The sequence below is a fragment of the Nocardioides sp. SR21 genome, assembly GCF_022761125.1.
Classification (GTDB): Bacteria; Actinomycetota; Actinomycetes; order Propionibacteriales; family Nocardioidaceae; genus Nocardioides.
This window is the reverse complement of the sequence record NZ_JAKWJR010000003.1, coordinates 228849-244429: the sequence shown is the minus strand read 5'-3', so window position 1 is coordinate 244429 and position 15581 is coordinate 228849. Positions and strand designations below refer to the sequence as shown.

Annotated in this window: 16 protein-coding genes; 14 read left to right on the top strand and 2 right to left on the bottom strand. The window is 71.7% G+C overall.

Annotated features, from left to right (window positions below):
* Positions 1–9: 9 nt before the first annotated feature.
* Positions 10–2877: a BTAD domain-containing putative transcriptional regulator gene (locus MJ604_RS07200; protein WP_243057641.1), complete on the top strand. Its 2868-nt coding sequence runs from the start codon at positions 10–12 to the stop codon at positions 2875–2877.
* A gap of 87 nt (positions 2878–2964) precedes the next feature.
* Here the strand turns inward: MJ604_RS07200 and MJ604_RS07195 are convergent, their stop codons facing one another.
* Positions 2965–3444 carry an aminoacyl-tRNA deacylase gene (locus tag MJ604_RS07195; RefSeq protein ID WP_243057640.1) on the bottom strand — a complete coding sequence of 160 codons (480 nt, stop codon included), beginning with the start codon at positions 3442–3444 and terminating at the stop codon, positions 2965–2967.
* Positions 3441–4061, bottom strand: coding sequence for a class I SAM-dependent methyltransferase (locus MJ604_RS07190; protein WP_243057639.1), 621 nt, complete (start codon positions 4059–4061; stop codon positions 3441–3443). Before MJ604_RS07190 ends, MJ604_RS07195 begins: the two co-directional genes overlap by 4 nt.
* Positions 4062–4104: 43 nt before the next feature.
* Between MJ604_RS07190 and dop the strand changes: the two genes are divergently transcribed.
* The 13 genes from dop to MJ604_RS07125 all read left to right on the top strand — a co-directional run bounded on the left by dop (position 4105) and on the right by MJ604_RS07125 (position 15578).
* Positions 4105–5613, top strand: a complete 1509-nt coding sequence (gene dop, locus MJ604_RS07185; protein ID WP_279235511.1) for a depupylase/deamidase Dop — start codon at positions 4105–4107, stop codon at positions 5611–5613.
* Between the two features lie 17 nt (positions 5614–5630).
* A complete protein-coding gene (locus MJ604_RS07180; protein ID WP_243057638.1) occupies positions 5631–5828 on the top strand; it encodes a ubiquitin-like protein Pup in 198 nt (65 codons plus the stop codon).
* Positions 5829–5873: 45 nt separating this feature from the next.
* Positions 5874–6680 (top strand): proteasome subunit beta, encoded by an 807-nt coding sequence (prcB, locus tag MJ604_RS07175; protein ID WP_374458340.1) that lies wholly within the window; start codon positions 5874–5876, stop codon positions 6678–6680.
* Positions 6677–7441 carry a proteasome subunit alpha gene (gene prcA, locus MJ604_RS07170; protein ID WP_243057636.1) on the top strand — a complete coding sequence of 255 codons (765 nt, stop codon included), beginning with the start codon at positions 6677–6679 and terminating at the stop codon, positions 7439–7441. The genes prcB and prcA overlap by 4 nt, the downstream gene beginning before the upstream one ends.
* A gap of 175 nt (positions 7442–7616) precedes the next feature.
* Positions 7617–8585, top strand: a complete 969-nt coding sequence (locus MJ604_RS07165) for a hypothetical protein (RefSeq protein ID WP_243057635.1) — start codon at positions 7617–7619, stop codon at positions 8583–8585.
* Positions 8586–8669: 84 nt separating this feature from the next.
* Complete coding sequence (gene pafA, locus MJ604_RS07160; protein WP_243057634.1) at positions 8670–10031, top strand: Pup--protein ligase; 1362 nt, start codon at positions 8670–8672, stop codon at positions 10029–10031.
* 156 nt (positions 10032–10187) lie between these two features.
* Complete coding sequence (locus MJ604_RS07155; protein WP_243057633.1) at positions 10188–11129, top strand: FKBP-type peptidyl-prolyl cis-trans isomerase; 942 nt, start codon at positions 10188–10190, stop codon at positions 11127–11129.
* A 31-nt stretch (positions 11130–11160) separates the two neighbouring features.
* Complete coding sequence (locus MJ604_RS07150) at positions 11161–12132, top strand: YafY family protein (RefSeq protein WP_243057632.1); 972 nt, start codon at positions 11161–11163, stop codon at positions 12130–12132.
* A complete protein-coding gene (locus MJ604_RS07145; protein ID WP_243057631.1) occupies positions 12129–13112 on the top strand; it encodes a YafY family protein in 984 nt (327 codons plus the stop codon). The genes MJ604_RS07150 and MJ604_RS07145 overlap by 4 nt, the downstream gene beginning before the upstream one ends.
* A 44-nt stretch (positions 13113–13156) precedes the next feature.
* Positions 13157–13444 carry a Sec-independent protein translocase subunit TatA gene (tatA, locus tag MJ604_RS07140; RefSeq protein ID WP_243057630.1) on the top strand — a complete coding sequence of 96 codons (288 nt, stop codon included), beginning with the start codon at positions 13157–13159 and terminating at the stop codon, positions 13442–13444.
* Positions 13445–13479: 35 nt separating this feature from the next.
* On the top strand, positions 13480–14316 hold the full coding sequence (gene tatC, locus MJ604_RS07135; protein WP_243057629.1) for a twin-arginine translocase subunit TatC: 837 nt from the start codon (positions 13480–13482) through the stop codon (positions 14314–14316).
* Positions 14316–14702: a hypothetical protein gene (locus tag MJ604_RS07130; RefSeq protein WP_243057628.1), complete on the top strand. Its 387-nt coding sequence runs from the start codon at positions 14316–14318 to the stop codon at positions 14700–14702. Before tatC ends, MJ604_RS07130 begins: the two co-directional genes overlap by 1 nt.
* Before the next feature lie 9 nt (positions 14703–14711).
* Positions 14712–15578, top strand: a complete 867-nt coding sequence (locus tag MJ604_RS07125) for a diacylglycerol kinase (RefSeq protein WP_243057627.1) — start codon at positions 14712–14714, stop codon at positions 15576–15578.
* Positions 15579–15581: the final 3 nt, after the last annotated feature.

Sequence of the window (15581 nt, the reverse complement as noted above, 5' to 3'; positions counted from 1 at the left end):
AGTGCCTGCATGAGCGCCGCCGACCGGTCCGTCCACGCCGTGCGCGTGGACGTCCTGGGACCGCTCGCGCTCCACGTCGACGGCCGTCCTGTCGACGTACCCGGTCCGCAACGCCGAGCCCTGCTCGCCGTGCTCGCCCTCGGCGCCGGCCGCCTCGTCGGGACGGACCGACTGGTCGACGCGCTGTGGCCGGACGACCCGCCGGTGAACGCCGACCAGGCGCTGTACAACCACGTCTCCCGGCTCCGCGGCCATCTGAAGCCGTACGCCGAGCGCCTGCAACGACGCGGCGGCGGCTACGTGCTCGACCTCCTGACCGACGAGCTCGATGTCGACGAGGCCCGCCGGCTCGCCGCCGCCGACCGGCCGCGCGAGGCCCTCGCGCTGTGGCGGGCACCGGCGCTGGAGGAGTTCCGGGCCATCGCGGGCCTGGAGGCCGAGGCGGTCGGCCTGGACGAGCTGCGGGTACGGCTGGCCGACGACCTCCTCGAGGCGCGCCTGCGCACCGGCGACCTCGCCGTCGCTGCCGATGCCGCGGCGGCCGTGGTCGCCGACCCCCTGCGCGAGCGCACGGTCCTGCTGCTCGTGCGCGCCCTCGCCACCGAGGGTCGTACGGCGGAGGCGATGGACGCAGCGCGCGAGTACCGCGCCCGCCTGGCCGACGAGACCGGCCTCGACCCGGGGGCCGCCCTGGCCGAGCTCGAGCAACAGGTGGCCGCCGGGATCACCGGACCGACGGTGCGGCACGTGGTCGGCCGTCCCGACGGCCCGCTCGTGGGCCGCCAGCAGGACCGCGAGGCGGTGTTGCGCCTGCTGGGCTCGCACGCCGCGGTGACGATCGCCGGTCCCGGCGGGGTGGGCAAGACCCGGCTGGCGCTCGACGTGGCCGCCGAGGTCTCCGCCACCACGGCGAGCGACGTGGTGGTGGCCGACCTGGCAGCGGTCGACAGGCCGGACCGGCTCTGCCAGGCGGTCGCGTCGACCCTCGGCCTGCGCGTCGCGGGGACGGTGCGCGCCGCCGACGTCGCCGCCGCCCTCGCGGGGCGGGACCTGCTCCTGGTCCTGGACAACTGCGAGCACCTGCCCGACGCCTGCCGCGACCTCGTGTCGACCGTGCGGCGTCTTGCGCCGGGCGTGCGGGTGCTCGCCACCTCGCGGGTCACGCTGCACGTGCCGGGGGAGTACGTCCTCCGGATCCAGCCACTGCCGGTGCCACGGAGCGCCGCCGACCTCGGGGCGCTGCGACGGCAGCCGGCCGTGCGCGCGTTCGTCGAGCACGTACGTCGCCGCCGTCCCGGGTTCGAGCTGGAGCCCGAGGACGCGGCGGACGTCGTCGAGGTCCTGCGCGCCCTCGACGGCCTGCCGCTCGGCATCGAGCTGGCGGCCCGCCAGGTTAGCCTGATGCCCCTCCGGGCGGTCCGCGAACGGCTCGACCGCGCTCTCGACCTCGCCACCGGCCGGGGCGGCCCGGACGACGACCGGCAGCGCACGCTCCGGGCGACGATCGGCTCCTCCTACCAGCTCCTCGGCGACGACGAGCGGGCGCTGCTGCGGGCGCTGGCACCGTTCCCGGGAGGTGTGGACCTCGCGACCGTCGAGACGCTCGCGCCGGGCGGGCTCGACCCGGTGGACCTGCTCCACCGGCTGGTCGACTCGTCCCTGGTGGTCGCCGAGCCCCGGTCCGGGCGGTTCCGGCTGCTGTTCACCGTGCGCGCCTTCCTCCTCGACGAGCTGCGCTCCCTCGGGGAGACCACCGCTGCCGAGGCCCGGTTCCTCGAACGGTGCGTCGCCGTGGCCGAGGCGGTCGCCGCCGCGTCCATCGGACCGGACGAGGACCTCGCCGACCGGATGCTGCGAGCCGAGATCGACAACCTGCGTGCCGCGTGGGACCTCGCGCCGGCGCACGGTGACCTCCGGGTCCCGCTCGTCCTGGCGCTCGCCGACGCAGCGCTCTGGCGCGACCTGCGCGAGATCTGGAGCTGGGCGCTCGAGCTGGCCGCCGACCCCTCCCTCCGCGACGACCCCCGCCGGGCCGCGGTCCTGGGGTTCGCCGCTGCCAGTGCCCGGCTCCTCGGCGACCTCGACCTCGCTGCGAGCCTCGCAGAGCAGTCCCTCGACGCAGCCGGACCGGACCCCGATCCCGTGCTGGTGCACCGCGCCTGGGCGGAGCAGGGCTGCGTGGCGCACTTCCGCGGCGGGTTCGACCTGGCGCGCGAGCGCTGGTTCCGCGCCGCCGCGGCCCGGCCGCAGACCGCCGGCGTCTGGCTGACCTCGGCCGCCCTCGCGACGTCCTACGGCGGGGACGTCGCCGCGGCCCGCCTGCTGCTCGACCGGAGCCACCAGTGCAACCAGGAGACCCGGAGCGTCTCGCACGCGGCCTACACGGCGTACGTCGAGGGCGAGCTGCGCGTCACTGCCGCCCCGGAGCAGTCGATCCCGCACTACCTGGAGGCGATCGACGCGGCCAGGCGCTGCGGAGCGTGGTTCGTGGACGGCGTCGCCAACGTGGCGCTCGCCTCCGCGCGGGCGCGCGCGGGCGACGTGGTGGGCGCGGCCGGGACCTTCGGCTACCTGCTGGACTCCTGGCGTCGCAGTGGTCACACGACCCAGCTGTGGACCACCGCCCGCAACGCCGCTGCGCTGCTGGCAGCGACGGGCCACACGCGCACCGCGGCACTCCTGCTGATCAGTGCGGACGAGCAGCCCGGCGCCGCGACGGTCAGCCCGGCGATCGCCCGGCACAGCGGGCGGCTGTTCGTGCCGCTCGAGGACATCGTCGAGCCGTCCGAGATCGCCGACCTCCGCGCGGAGGCGGAGCAGCTGACGCCGACCGGCGTGCTCGACCTCGCGCGCGCGGATCTCGCCGCCCTCGCCTGACCCGGCGTTTGTCGCCGGGAGACCCGGGGCACCGTACGTGCATGTTCTGGACCGGGGTCGTGCTGATCGGGCTGGGCGCTGGCAGCGTCAGCTGGTGGAGGACGCGCCGCTCACTTCAGTGACGTCGGCGACCGTCGCACCCAGCACCGCGATGAGCTCACCGGAGTCGACGGTGAGCGCGACGCCGTGCGCGCCGCCGCCGATGCTGATGGCACCCGCGATCGACGCGTCCGCGATCACCGGCAGCGGCGTACTGCTGCCCAGGGGTGTGATCGTCCCGCGCACGTAGCCGGTGACGTCGTACGCCGCCTCCGCGCTCGGCATCGAGAGCCGGTTCACACCGAGCAGCGCGCGCAGCTTGGGCCACGCGATCTCGCGGTCGCCCGGGACGAGCACGAAGCGGTGGTCGCCCTCGCTCACCCTCACCACCATGGTCTTCACGAGCTGGTGCGGCTCGACCCCGCGCGCTGCCGCAGCCTCCTCGAGGGAGCGCACCGGGCCGTGCCGCGTGACGGCGTACGCGATCCCGAGTGCTTCGGCGGCAGCGATCGCCCGTTCCTCGCTCACGCCGTCGCCGTCCCCACGAACCCGTAGCCCCAGGGCTTCGCGAGCGTCGGACCGGGGAGGTACGCCGCCTCGACGGAGCCGACGGTCAGACCGGCGCCCGCGACGAGAGCCGGGATGTCCCGGCTGAGGTGGCAGCCGCCCGCGACGCGACGCTGCACGGGGTCGAGGCGGCGCTGCCAGCGCGCGACCCCGGGGTCAGGAGCGAGCCCGTGCTCGAGGAAGTGGAACGACCCGCCCGGGCGCAGCACCCGGCGTACCTCCGCGAGCGCGAGCCCTGCATCCGGGATAGTGCAGAGCGTGAACGTCGACAGCACCGCGTCGTACTGACCGTCGCCTGCGGCCAGCCGCTGGCCGTCGAGGCCGGTGCGCTCGATCGGGACGCGCGATCCCGCCCGCCGCTGCGTCGACATCTCCCAGCCGAGGTCGGAGGGCTCGACCGCGTCGACCCGCTCGACCTCCGCGGGGTAGAGGCCGGTGTTGAGGCCGCTGCCGAACCCGATCTCCAGCACCCGGCCGCGCAGACCGGCGCACGCGAGCCTCCGCAGCGCCATCACGTCGTCGGTGGACAGGGCGCGGTCGACGATCCGCGGGACGACCCGGTCGGTCCAGAAGGCCACGGAGCGAGGCTACTGCGAGGACCGCTCGCGTACGCTCGGCAACATGAGCGTGCGCCGGGTCATGGGGACCGAGGTGGAGTACGGCATCGCCGTGCAGGGTCAGCCGCTGGCCAACCCGATGGTCGCCTCCTCGCAGGTCGTCAACGCGTACGCGTCGGCGACCGTCAAGGCGCGCCGCGCACGCTGGGACTTCGAGGAGGAGTCACCGCTGCGCGACGCGCGCGGCTTCGACATGTCGCGGCAGGTCGCCGACCCGACCCAGCTCACCGACGAGGACCTCGGCCTCGCGAACGTCATCCTCACCAACGGCGCGCGGTTGTACGTCGACCACGCGCACCCGGAGTACTCCTCGCCCGAGGTGACGACCCCGCTCGACGCGGTGCGCTGGGAGAAGGCGGGGGAGCAGATCATGCTCGACGCGCAGCGCCGCGCCAGCCAGCTGCCGGGCGGCGCGCCGATCGCGATGTACAAGAACAACACCGACAACAAGGGCGCGTCGTACGGCACTCACGAGAACTACCTGATGCGGCGCTCGACGCCGTTCGGCGACATCGTCCGGCACCTCACCCCCTTCTTCGTCAGCCGCCAGGTCGTGTGCGGCGCCGGGCGCGTCGGCATCGGCCAGGACGGGCGCGAGCACGGCTTCCAGATCAGCCAGCGCGCGGACTTCTTCGAGGTCGAGGTCGGCCTGGAGACCACGCTGAAGCGGCCGATCATCAACACCCGCGACGAGCCGCACGCGGACCCGGAGCGCTACCGACGGCTGCACGTGATCATCGGCGATGCGAACCTCGCCGAGGTGTCGACGTACCTCAAGGTCGGCACGACCGCGCTGGTGCTGGCGATGATCGAGGAACGCTTCATCACCGCGGACCTCAGCATCGAGGGCCCGGTCGCCGGGCTGCGCGCGATCTCGCACGACCCGACGCTGCGCCGCACCGTCACCCTGCACGACGGGCGGAAGCTGACCGGCGTCCAGCTGCAGCTGGAGTACCTCGACCTCGCCAAGAAGTTCGTCGAGGACCGGTACGGCGCCGACGCGGACGCCCAGACCGTCGACGTGCTGGCGCGGTGGGAGTCGGTGCTCGACCGGCTCGAGCGCGACCCGATGCTGTGCGCCGGCGAGCTCGACTGGGTGGCGAAGCTGAAGCTGCTGGAGCAGTACCGCCAGCGCGACGGGCTGGAGTGGGACGACGCGAAGCTGCAGCTGATCGACCTGCAGTACTCCGACATCCGGCCCGAGAAGGGTCTCTACCACCGGCTGGCGGCCGGTGGCCGGATCGAGCGGCTGCTCGACGACGTCTCGATCGAGGCCGCCATGCACGACCCGCCGGAGGACACGCGGGCGTACTTCCGCGGCCGCTGCCTGGAGAAGTACGCCGAGCACGTCGCCGCGGCGTCCTGGGACTCGGTGATCTTCGACCTGCCCGGGCGCGAGTCGCTGCAGCGCGTGCCGACCATCGATCCGCTGCGCGGCAGCAAGGCGCACGTCGGTGAGCTGCTCGACCGCTGTGAGACGGCGGAGGCTTTGTTCACCGCTCTCACCCGTTGAGTGGATAGGGTCGACGTATGGCACAGGAGCAGAAGCAGCCGCGCAAGGGCTCGGAGACCGAGGAGGCCGTCGAGACGGCCCCCGAGACCGACGTCGCCGAGCGCAAGGAAGCGCTCGACAGCGACATCGACGACATCCTCGACGAGATCGACGACGTGCTCGAGACCAATGCCGAGGACTTCGTGAAGTCGTTCATCCAGAAGGGCGGGGAGTAGGCCTTGGGCGACCCGCGCCTCCCGGCCGCGTTCCTGCAGCCGGGCATGTCGTCGTTCAGTGACTTCCTCGCCGAGCAGGCACCCGACCTGCTGCCCGGGCGTCGCGCCGTACCCCAGGGACACGCGGGCGACCTCGCCCCGCACGGCACCACGATCGTGGCGGCGACGTTCCCCGGCGGCGTGGTGATGGCCGGTGACCGGCGCGCCACGATGGGCAACATCATCGCCCAGCGCGACATCGAGAAGGTCTTCCCGGCCGACGAGTACTCCGCGGTCGGCATCGCCGGCACCGCCGGGCTCGCGGTCGAGATGGTGCGGCTGTTCCAGACCGAGCTCGAGCACTACGAGAAGATCGAGGGCACCACGCTCTCGATGGACGGCAAGGCCAACCGGCTCGCGACGCTGATCCGCTCGAACCTCGGCATGGCGATGCAGGGGCTGGCCGTCGTACCGCTCTTCGCCGGCTTCGACCTGACGTCGGACCAGGGCCGGATCTTCAGCTACGACGTCACCGGCGGCCGCTACGAGGAGACCGCGTTCCACTCGGTCGGCTCGGGCTCGCTGTTCGCGCGCGGCTCGCTCAAGAAGCTCTATCGCGAGGACCTCGACGCCACCGGTTGCGTGACCGCGGTCGTGCAGGCGCTGTACGACGCCGCCGACGACGACTCCGCGACCGGCGGCCCCGACCTGACCCGGCGGATCTTCCCGGTCGTGCAGGTGATCACCGCCGACGGCGGCCGCCGGCTGCCCGACACCGAGGTGGCCGCGATCGCGGACGCCGTGATCGCCGGGCGGATGACCCGCCCCGACGGACCCGCCGCTCCGCTGACCACCGGGGGTGACGCCCGATGAGCACGCCGTACTACGTCTCGCCCGAGCAGCTGATGAAGGACCGCGCGGACTTCGCGCGCAAGGGCATCTCCCGCGGCCGGTCGGTGGTGGCGGTGCAGTACGCCGACGGCGTCCTGTTCGTCTCCGAGAACCCGTCGCAGGCGCTGCACAAGGTCTCCGAGATCTACGACCGGATCGCGTTCGCCGCGGTCGGCCGGTACAACGAGTTCGAGAACCTCCGCATCGCCGGCGTACGCCTCGCCGACATGCGCGGCTACGCCTACGACCGGCGCGACGTCACCGGCCGCGGCCTCGCGAACGCCTACGCCCAGACCCTCGGCACGATCTTCTCGTCGGGTGGCGAGAAGCCGTACGAGGTGGAGCTGTTCGTCGGCGAGATCGGCGACGCCCCCGCCGACGACCAGCTCTACCGGCTGACGTACGACGGCCAGGTCGCCGACGAGCATGGCTACGCCGTGATGGGTGGCGCTGCCGACGTGGTCGCGGGGTACCTCAAGGAGCGCTACGCCGAGGGTGCGGCCCTCGAGGCGGCCCTCCAGGTCGCCGTCGCCGCGCTCGGCCACTCCGAGGCCGACGACCGGATCATCCCGGTCGAGGACCTCGAGGTCGCCGTCCTCGACCGCACCCGCACCCAGCCCCGGAAGTTCAGCCGGCTCAGCCCGGCCCGGCTCGAGGCGCTGCTGGGCGACCGCGGCGCGGCCGTGTCGGCACCCGCCGAGGCCGACGGCTCCGACGAGCCTCCGGTTGCGCCGCCTGCCTGATCGACCCTCGGTCGCCTGCGCCCGTCGTGCGGAATGGTCACCAACCGCGTGCGGGAGCGCTCCCGGTCTGCGGTTGGTGACCATTCCGCGTCAACAGGCAGTCGCGTGAGGCGCTCATCCACAGGCGCGACAGCCGGCGGTTTCGACCACGACCGTTCGGGCGCACGGTCTTGGCATGAAGATCAGGGCCGAGGACCAGCCGTTCCGGGGCGAGGTGCGCCTCGCCGGGCACCGTCGAGTCAGCCACGGACTCGGGCTGCGCAAGCGGAACGACCTCTCCGCGGACGAGGAGTTCGAGCGCGACCTGCGGGCGTACCTCCTGGTCCTTCCGCCGTCGGCCGTCTTCACCCACCTGACCGCCGCGCGGCTGCTGGGCTGGCAGCTGCCCAAGCTCCCCGAGCAGATCCCGGTCTTCGTCGCGGTCGACCAGAAAGATCCCCGGCCCCGACGGCACGGTCTCATCGTGTCGCGCCTGGTCCGAGATCGGCGACCAACCACACGACATGACCTGCCGGTCGAAGCTGCTGAGGAGATCCTGCTCCGCGCTGCGCGCGACCTCAGCCTGCTCGACCTCGTGGTGCTCGTCGACTCCGCGCACCGATGCGGCGACCTCGATCCGGATCGGATGGGGCTGCTCCTGGCCACGAGGCGCCCCGGCGTACGGATGCTGCGCGAAGCCTGGCGCCGATCCACCGGGCACGCCGAGTCAGCTGGAGAGAGCGTGCTGCAGCAGTTCCACGTCGTGATGGACGTCCCGTTCGCCGCCCAGGCCGAGATCCGTGACGACCGCGGGCGGTTCCTGGGCCGCGCGGACCTCCTCATCGAGGGCACCCCGATGCTTCATGAGTACGACGGCGCACACCACCGCGACAAACGGCAGCATCGATCCGACCTTCGTCGAGAGCGCCGTCTCACCGACGCTTCCTACACCCGGCGTGGCTTCGTCCTCGACGACCTGATCAACCACGCCAGCGTGGTGATGCACGAGATCGACCGCGCGCTGGGTCGCCGACACGACCTGCGCCGCCTCTGGCGCTGGCAGGCGCTGGTCGACAACTCGATGTACACCGAGACCGGCCGGGAGCGGATGATGAACCGCTGGCGCCGTCAGAACGGGCTCATCGATTGGTCACGAATCGCATGACTCGGCACCGATTTCCTGCGGTTGGTGACCAAACCGCGGCATCAGGAGCCCCGCGAGCGACCAACCTGCGCCTAGGCTGAGGACGTGGACCGGCGGATCTTCGGGATCGAGAACGAGTACGGCGTGACGTGCACGTTCAAGGGTCAGCGCCGCCTCAGCCCGGATGAGGTAGCGCGCTACCTGTTCCGCAAGGTGGTCAGCTGGGGGCGCAGCAGCAACGTCTTCCTGCGCAACGGCGCCCGTCTGTACCTCGATGTCGGCAGTCACCCGGAGTACGCCACGCCCGAGTGCGACGACGTCGTCGAGCTAGTGACGCACGACAAGGCGGGGGAGCGGGTCCTGGAGGGACTGCTCCTGGACGCCGAGCAGCGGCTGCACGACGAGGGCATCGCCGGCGAGATCTACCTGTTCAAGAACAACACCGACTCGGCGGGCAACTCCTACGGCTGCCACGAGAACTACCTCGTCGGCCGGGCGGGGGAGTTCTCCAGGCTGGCCGACGTACTGATCCCGTTCCTCGTGACGCGCCAGATCATCGTCGGCGCCGGCAAGATCACCCAGACCCCGCGCGGCGCCAGCTACAGCGTCAGCCAGCGCGCCGAGCACATCTGGGAGGGCGTCTCCAGCGCCACCACGCGGTCCCGCCCGATCATCAACACCCGCGACGAGCCGCACGCGGACGCGGAGAAGTACCGCCGCCTGCACGTGATCGTCGGCGACAGCAACATGAGCGAGACGACCACGATGCTCAAGGTCGCCAGCTGCGACCTGGTGCTGCGGATGATCGAGGAGGGCGTGGTGATGCGCGACCTCACGATGGAGAACCCGATCCGCGCGATCCGCGAGATCTCCCACGACGTCACCGGCCGCCGCAAGATCCGGCTGGCGAACGGCCGGGAGGCGAGCGCCCTGGAGATCCAGGCGGAGTACCTCCAGAAGGCCCGCGACTTCGTGGACCGCCGGGAGATCAGTACGCCGACCATCGAGGCGGCGCTCGACCTGTGGGAGCGCGGGCTCAAGGCGGTGGAGGCCGATGACCTCAGCCTGGTCGACCGGGAGATCGACTGGGTCATCAAGTGGAAGCTGATCGAGCAGTACCGCGCCAAGCACGGTCTCCCGCTCGGCCACCCGCGGATCGCGCAGCTCGATCTCGCGTACCACGACATCCACCGCGGTCGCGGGCTCTACTACCTGCTCGAGAAGCGCGGCATGGTCGCGCGGGTCACCACCGACCTGAAGATCTTCGAGGCCAAGTCGGTGCCGCCGCAGTCCACACGGGCCCGGCTGCGCGGTGAGTTCATCCGCAAGGCCCAGGAGCGCCGGCGCGACTTCACCGTCGACTGGGTGCACCTGAAGCTGAACGACCAGGCGCAGCGCACCGTTCTCTGCAAGGACCCGTTCCGCGCCCACGACGAGAGGGTCCAGCGGCTGATCGACGGCATGTGATCTACGCGGAATGGTCACCAACCGCGTCCCGGAGCCCCGAGAACGTGCGGTATGTGACCAAACCGCAACACGACAGGGCCCACCTCACAGCGCGCACTCAGGCTCGCCGGATAGTGTGGCCGCGCTGTCCAGCACCCGACTGTGAAGGTTGAACTCGTGTCTCGACGTCTCCGACGCCTCCCGCTTCTCCTCGTCCCCGCACTGCTCGCGACCACGCTGGTCGCCTGCGGGAGCGACTCCGGCGGCGGTGAGTCCTCCGGCAGTGACGACGCCCTGCACGGCATCGTGATCACCGGTGACATCGGCACGGCGCCCGAGGTCGAGTGGGACGGCGAGCTCGACACCGACGAGACCGAGACCACGGTCGTCACCGAGGGCGACGGTGCCGAGGTCGCCGAGGGCGACCAGGTCCAGGCGAACCTGTGGGTCGGCAACGGCACCACGCAGGAGCAGGCCTACAGCACGTACGACGAGGGCGGGGCGGCCGAGACCGTGACCGCGAGCGCGGACCTGAGCCCGGTGTTCAAGGACGCCGTGCTCGGCCAGAAGCTCGGCTCGCGCGTCGCCGTGACCACGACCGCCGAGGAGGCGTTCGGTGAGGCCGGCAACCCGAACATGGGCATCGGCAACAAGGACACCGTCCTGATCATCGTCGACCTCATGGAGATGTACGTGCCGCCGACGCCCCAGGACGTCCCCGCCTCCGAGATGCCGAAGGTCGTCGAGGAGAAGGGCAAGCCGGTCGGCCTCGACTTCACCGGCCTCCCGGAGCCGAAGGCGGACGACGAGCTCAAGCGCACCGTCGTCACGGAGGGTGACGGCGAGGAGCTCACCACCGACATGACCGTCAAGGTCAACTACCTCGGTTCGACGTACGACGCCAAGAAGCCGTTCGACGAGAGCTACAGCAAGGAGCCGGTGGAGTTCGCGCTGACCGGCGTCGTCCAGGGCTGGACCTACGGCCTCGAGGGTGTCAAGGTCGGCAGCCGCGTGCTGCTCGCGATCCCGCCGGCCCTCGGGTACGGCGACCAGGAGCAGGCCAACATCCCGGCCGGCAGCACGCTGTACTTCGTCGTCGACGTCATCTCTGCCAAGTAAGCACCTAGCAAGAAGCACGAGGACCAGCAGCATGGCGGTGCAGAAGAGTGAGCGCCTGCTCAACCTGCTCATCATGCTGCTGGTCCAGCGTCACTTCGTCTCGAAGGAGCGGATCCGCGCGATCCTCTACCCGGGCTCCAGCACCGAGGCCTTCGAGAAGATGTTCGAGCGCGACAAGGAGGAGCTGCGCAGCCTCGGCGTGCCGATCGAGGTGGGCAACATGGACGCCTACTTCGACGACGAGCCGGGCTACCGGATCCGCCCCGACGAGTTCGCGCTCCCGGACATCTCCCTGACCGCTGACGAGGCCGCGGTGATCGGTCTCGCGACCCGCGTCTGGGAGCACGCCCGGCTCGCCGAGGCGACCACCGAGGCGGTCCGCAAGCTCACCGCCCTCGGCGTCCCGCTCGACGTCAGTGCGCTCGACATCGCCCAGCCCCGGCTGAGCGCCGACGAGCCGTCGTTCGACGTCTTCTGGGAGGCCACCCAGGAGCGCACCCCGGTCGAGTTCGACTACCGCCGCTCCGGCGCCACGACCACCACCAAGCGCCACCTCCAGCCGTGGGGAGTCGTCCGGTACTCCGGCCGCTGGTACGTCGTCGGCCTCGACACCGACCGCGGCGAGGAGCGGGTGTTCCGGCTCTCCCGCGTCCAGGGCGAGGCGCGCAAGGTCGGCCAGCCCGGCTCGTACGACGTACCTCCCGGCACCGATGTCCGTGCCACGACCCTCCGGCTCGCTCCCGAGCCGCCCACCGGCCGCGCGGTCGTGCTGGTGCGCGTGGGCGCCGGCCTGGCGCTGCGCCGTGACGCGGAGTCTGTCGAGACCGGCGTGCCCGGCCCCGACGACCGCACCGGCTGGGACCGGGTCGTGATCAACCGCGGCGGCCCCGGCGCCGCCGACGAGCTGCTCGGCTACGGCCCCGACGTGTACGTCGAGGAGCCCGAGACGCTGCGCCAGCACGTCGTCGAGCGGCTCACCGGCGTCCTGGAAGGTGCCTCGTGAGCACCGCCGCCTCCGGCGCCAAGGACCAGGTCGCGCGGCTGCTGACCCTGGTGCCGTTCCTGCACGCCCACGGCCAGGTACGCGTCGACGACGCCGCGGCGGCCCTGGGCATCCCGCCCGAGCAGCTGCTCAGCGACCTCAAGGTGCTGCTGATGTGCGGCCTGCCGGGCGGCTACCCCGACGACCTGATCGACGTCGACCTCGACGCGCTCGAGGGCCCGGAGGCCGATGGCGTGATCCGGGTGTCCAACGCCGACTACCTGGCTCGCCCGCTGCGGCTCACGCCCACCGAGGCGACCGCGATCATCGTGGCCCTGCGTGCCCTGCGCAGCGGCGCCGAGGACGAGACTCGCGAGGTCGTCGACCGGGCGCTCGCGAAGCTCGAGGCGGCCGCCGCCGGCGCCTCCGCGCCGCAGATCGACCCCGGGGACGACGCCCTCGACGCCGACCGGGTCCGGCTCGCGACCCGCCTCCAGGACGCCGCCACCCGCGGTGTGCAGGTCGAGATCACCTACTTCGTCCCGTCGCGCGACGAGGAGTCCGAGCGGGTCGTCGACCCCCGCGGACTGGTCAGCGCACACGGCTTCACCTATCTCGACGCCTGGTGCCACAGCGCGGAGGCGCCCCGGCTGTTCCGCCTGGACCGGATCCGGAAGGCCGAGGTCTCCGACCAGCCGGTCGTCACCACGGCAGACGGTCCGCGCGACCTCGCCGACGGGCTGTTCACCCAGGCCGACGGGACCACCCTGGTCACGCTCCGGCTGGACCGGGAGGCCCGCTGGATCGTCGAGTACTACCCGGTCGAGGCGGTCCGCTCCCGCCGCGGCGGGGTGCTCGAGGTGGACCTCCGCATCGCCGACGAGCGGTGGCTCCAGAGGCTGCTGCTGCGCCTCGCGCCGCACGCCCGGGTGCTCAGTCCACCGGAGTACGACGAGATGTTCACCTCCCGAGCAGAGGACACGCTCAAGCTCTACCGTTGACGCGGCGTACTATGGACGCGTCCCTACAGACAGATGAGGTCACGATGCTCAACCCCTTGCTCGGAATGCCCCAGGGAGCCGAATGGCTCGTCATCCTGGCGATCGTGATCCTGGTCTTCGGCGCGGCCAAGCTGCCCGACCTGGCGCGCGGCACCGGCCAGGCACTGCGGATCTTCAAGTCCGAGACCAAGGGTCTGCGCGACGACGACGAGAAGGACGCCCAGTCGACGCCGCCGCCGGCCCCGCCGGTGACCGGTGAGCTGCCGCCCACGACGCCGCCGCAGCCGACGAGCCCCGTCGAGGACCACCAGACCGACAAGCACAACGGCTGAGCCCTCCGGGCCAGTCTGCTTCCCTTCTGCCGCACGTGGCGCTTCGAGGTATCTACCGGATCTTCTCCGGTGCCCCCGTACACCCGGTCGGTGCCGACGGGCGGATGGCGCTCTCCGACCACCTGCGAGAGCTGCGCGCCCGGATCCTGAAGATCGCGCTGACCATCACGGTCGCGATGATCGTCGCGCTGTTCTTCTTCGACCCGATCTTCGACTTCGTCTACGGGCCGTACGAGCAGGCCAAGGACAAGCTGCCCGAGGGGTCGAGCTTCGCCACGACCAGCGGCGCCGGCGGCGGCCTCACCCTGTACCTGAAGCTCTGCGGGTTCGCCGCACTGGTCGGCACCAGCCCGATCTGGCTCTACCAGATCTGGGCGTTCATCATGCCCGGCCTGCACCCGAGCGAGAAGCGCTGGACGGCGATCTTCGTCGCGGTGGCCACCCCGCTGTTCGGCGTCGGCCTGCTGCTCGGCTTCGTGACGCTGCCCAAGGGTCTCGAGGTCCTGATCGGGCTGAACCCGGACGGGATCACCAACCTCGTCGACTTCAACGACTACCTCACCTTCTTCACCCGGACCCTGCTGGTGTTCGGGATCGCGTTCGAGATCCCGGTGTTCGTCTTCATGCTGAACCGCGCCGGCGTCGTGACGGGCAAGACGCTCGCCCGCTACCGGTCCTGGACGATCATCGGCATCTTCCTGTTCGCCGCGGTCGCCACGCCCTCGACGGACCCGTTCACGATGACCTTCATGGCGGTGCCGATGGTGGTCCTCTACCTCATCTCCGAGGTGATGGCGCACATCCACGACCGGCGCACGAAGGACAAGGATCCGTTCAAGGACCTCAGCCCCGACGAGGCGTCCCCGCTGTGATGCCCGTCGACCCGTTCGACCTCCCCGAGTGGCTCGGCGAGAGCGACGTCGAGTGGACGGCCGACGGTGGACTGCGCACCGGCCACTACGTGCCGGGCACCCTGAGCGCCGAGGGCCACGGCCACGTCGCCTGCGACCTGCTCGCGATCGACGAGGCCTACCCGACCCCGGTCGCTGACGACCGCGTCCGCCACGACGCCCACCAGGCGTGGCGGCACGGCCAGGTGCTGCTCGTCGAGGTGGGGGAGCGGCTCACCCTGGCCGTCCCCGGCACCCGCTTCACCGCCGACCTCGTGCTCGACGCGATGGCGCGGCTCGCCAAGGCGGTCGGCGCCTCGGCCGACCACTACTCCGTCCGCCTGCGGATCGGCACCGCCAAGCCTTAGGGTGCGCCCGTGACGATCGCGCTGCTGACCAACCCGACCGCGGGCAAGGGCAAGGGCGCGCGGGCCCGAGATGCCGCGCTGGCCCGGATCCGGGCCGCGGGCCGCGACGTCACCAGCATGGAGGGCCGTGACGCCGACGAGGCGCTCGACCTGGCCCGCCAGGCCGTCGCGGACGGTGCCGAGGCGCTGGTCGCGGTCGGCGGGGACGGGATGGTCCACCTCGCGGTCCAGGCCGTGGCCGGTACCAGCACGCCGCTGGGCATCATCCCGGCCGGCACCGGCAACGACGTCGCCCGCTACTTCGACATCCCGCGCAAGGATCCGGCCGCTGCCGCCGACCGGATGCTCGCCGGCGACCAGCGCGTGGTCGACCTGGCCCGCTGCGGCACCAAGCACTTCATCACGGTGCTGGCCGCCGGGTTCGACGCGATCGTGAACGAGCGGGCCAACCGGATGACCTGGCCGAAGGGCCAGATGCGCTACAACATCGCCACCCTCGCCGAGCTCCGCGTGTTCGAGCCGCTGCCGTACACCCTCGACCTCGACGGTCGGACCGTGAGCCTCGAGGCGATGCTGGTCGCGGTCGGCAACGGCCCGTCGTTCGGCGGCGGCCTGCGCATCACCGAGGGCGCGATCCTCGACGACGGGCTGCTCGACGTCGTGATCATCAAGCCGATGAGCAAGCCGGCGCTGATCAAGACCTACCCCAAGCTCTTCAAGGGCACCCACGTCACCCACCCGCAGTACGAGCACCACCGGGTCCGCAGCGTCACCGTGGCCGCGCCCGGCATCGTGTCGTACGCCGACGGCGAGCGGTTCGGCGCGCTGCCCCTCACCGTGGAGTGCGCCCCCGGAGCGCTGACCGTCCTCGCGTAGGTT

Excerpts from the sequence above, each read along its gene's own strand:
- MJ604_RS07200 (WP_243057641.1), top strand. The coding sequence starts at position 10 with ATGAGCGCCGCCGACCGGTCCGTCCACGCCGTGCGCGTGGACGTCCTG.
- dop (WP_279235511.1), top strand. The coding sequence starts at position 4,105 with ATGAGCGTGCGCCGGGTCATGGGGACCGAGGTGGAGTACGGCATCGCC.
- MJ604_RS07180 (WP_243057638.1), top strand. The coding sequence starts at position 5,631 with ATGGCACAGGAGCAGAAGCAGCCGCGCAAGGGCTCGGAGACCGAGGAG.
- prcB (WP_374458340.1), top strand. The coding sequence starts at position 5,874 with ATGTCGTCGTTCAGTGACTTCCTCGCCGAGCAGGCACCCGACCTGCTG.
- prcA (WP_243057636.1), top strand. The coding sequence starts at position 6,677 with ATGAGCACGCCGTACTACGTCTCGCCCGAGCAGCTGATGAAGGACCGC.
- MJ604_RS07165 (WP_243057635.1), top strand. The coding sequence starts at position 7,617 with ATGAAGATCAGGGCCGAGGACCAGCCGTTCCGGGGCGAGGTGCGCCTC.
- MJ604_RS07150 (WP_243057632.1), top strand. The coding sequence starts at position 11,161 with ATGGCGGTGCAGAAGAGTGAGCGCCTGCTCAACCTGCTCATCATGCTG.
- tatA (WP_243057630.1), top strand. The coding sequence starts at position 13,157 with ATGCTCAACCCCTTGCTCGGAATGCCCCAGGGAGCCGAATGGCTCGTC.
- MJ604_RS07130 (WP_243057628.1), top strand. The coding sequence starts at position 14,316 with ATGCCCGTCGACCCGTTCGACCTCCCCGAGTGGCTCGGCGAGAGCGAC.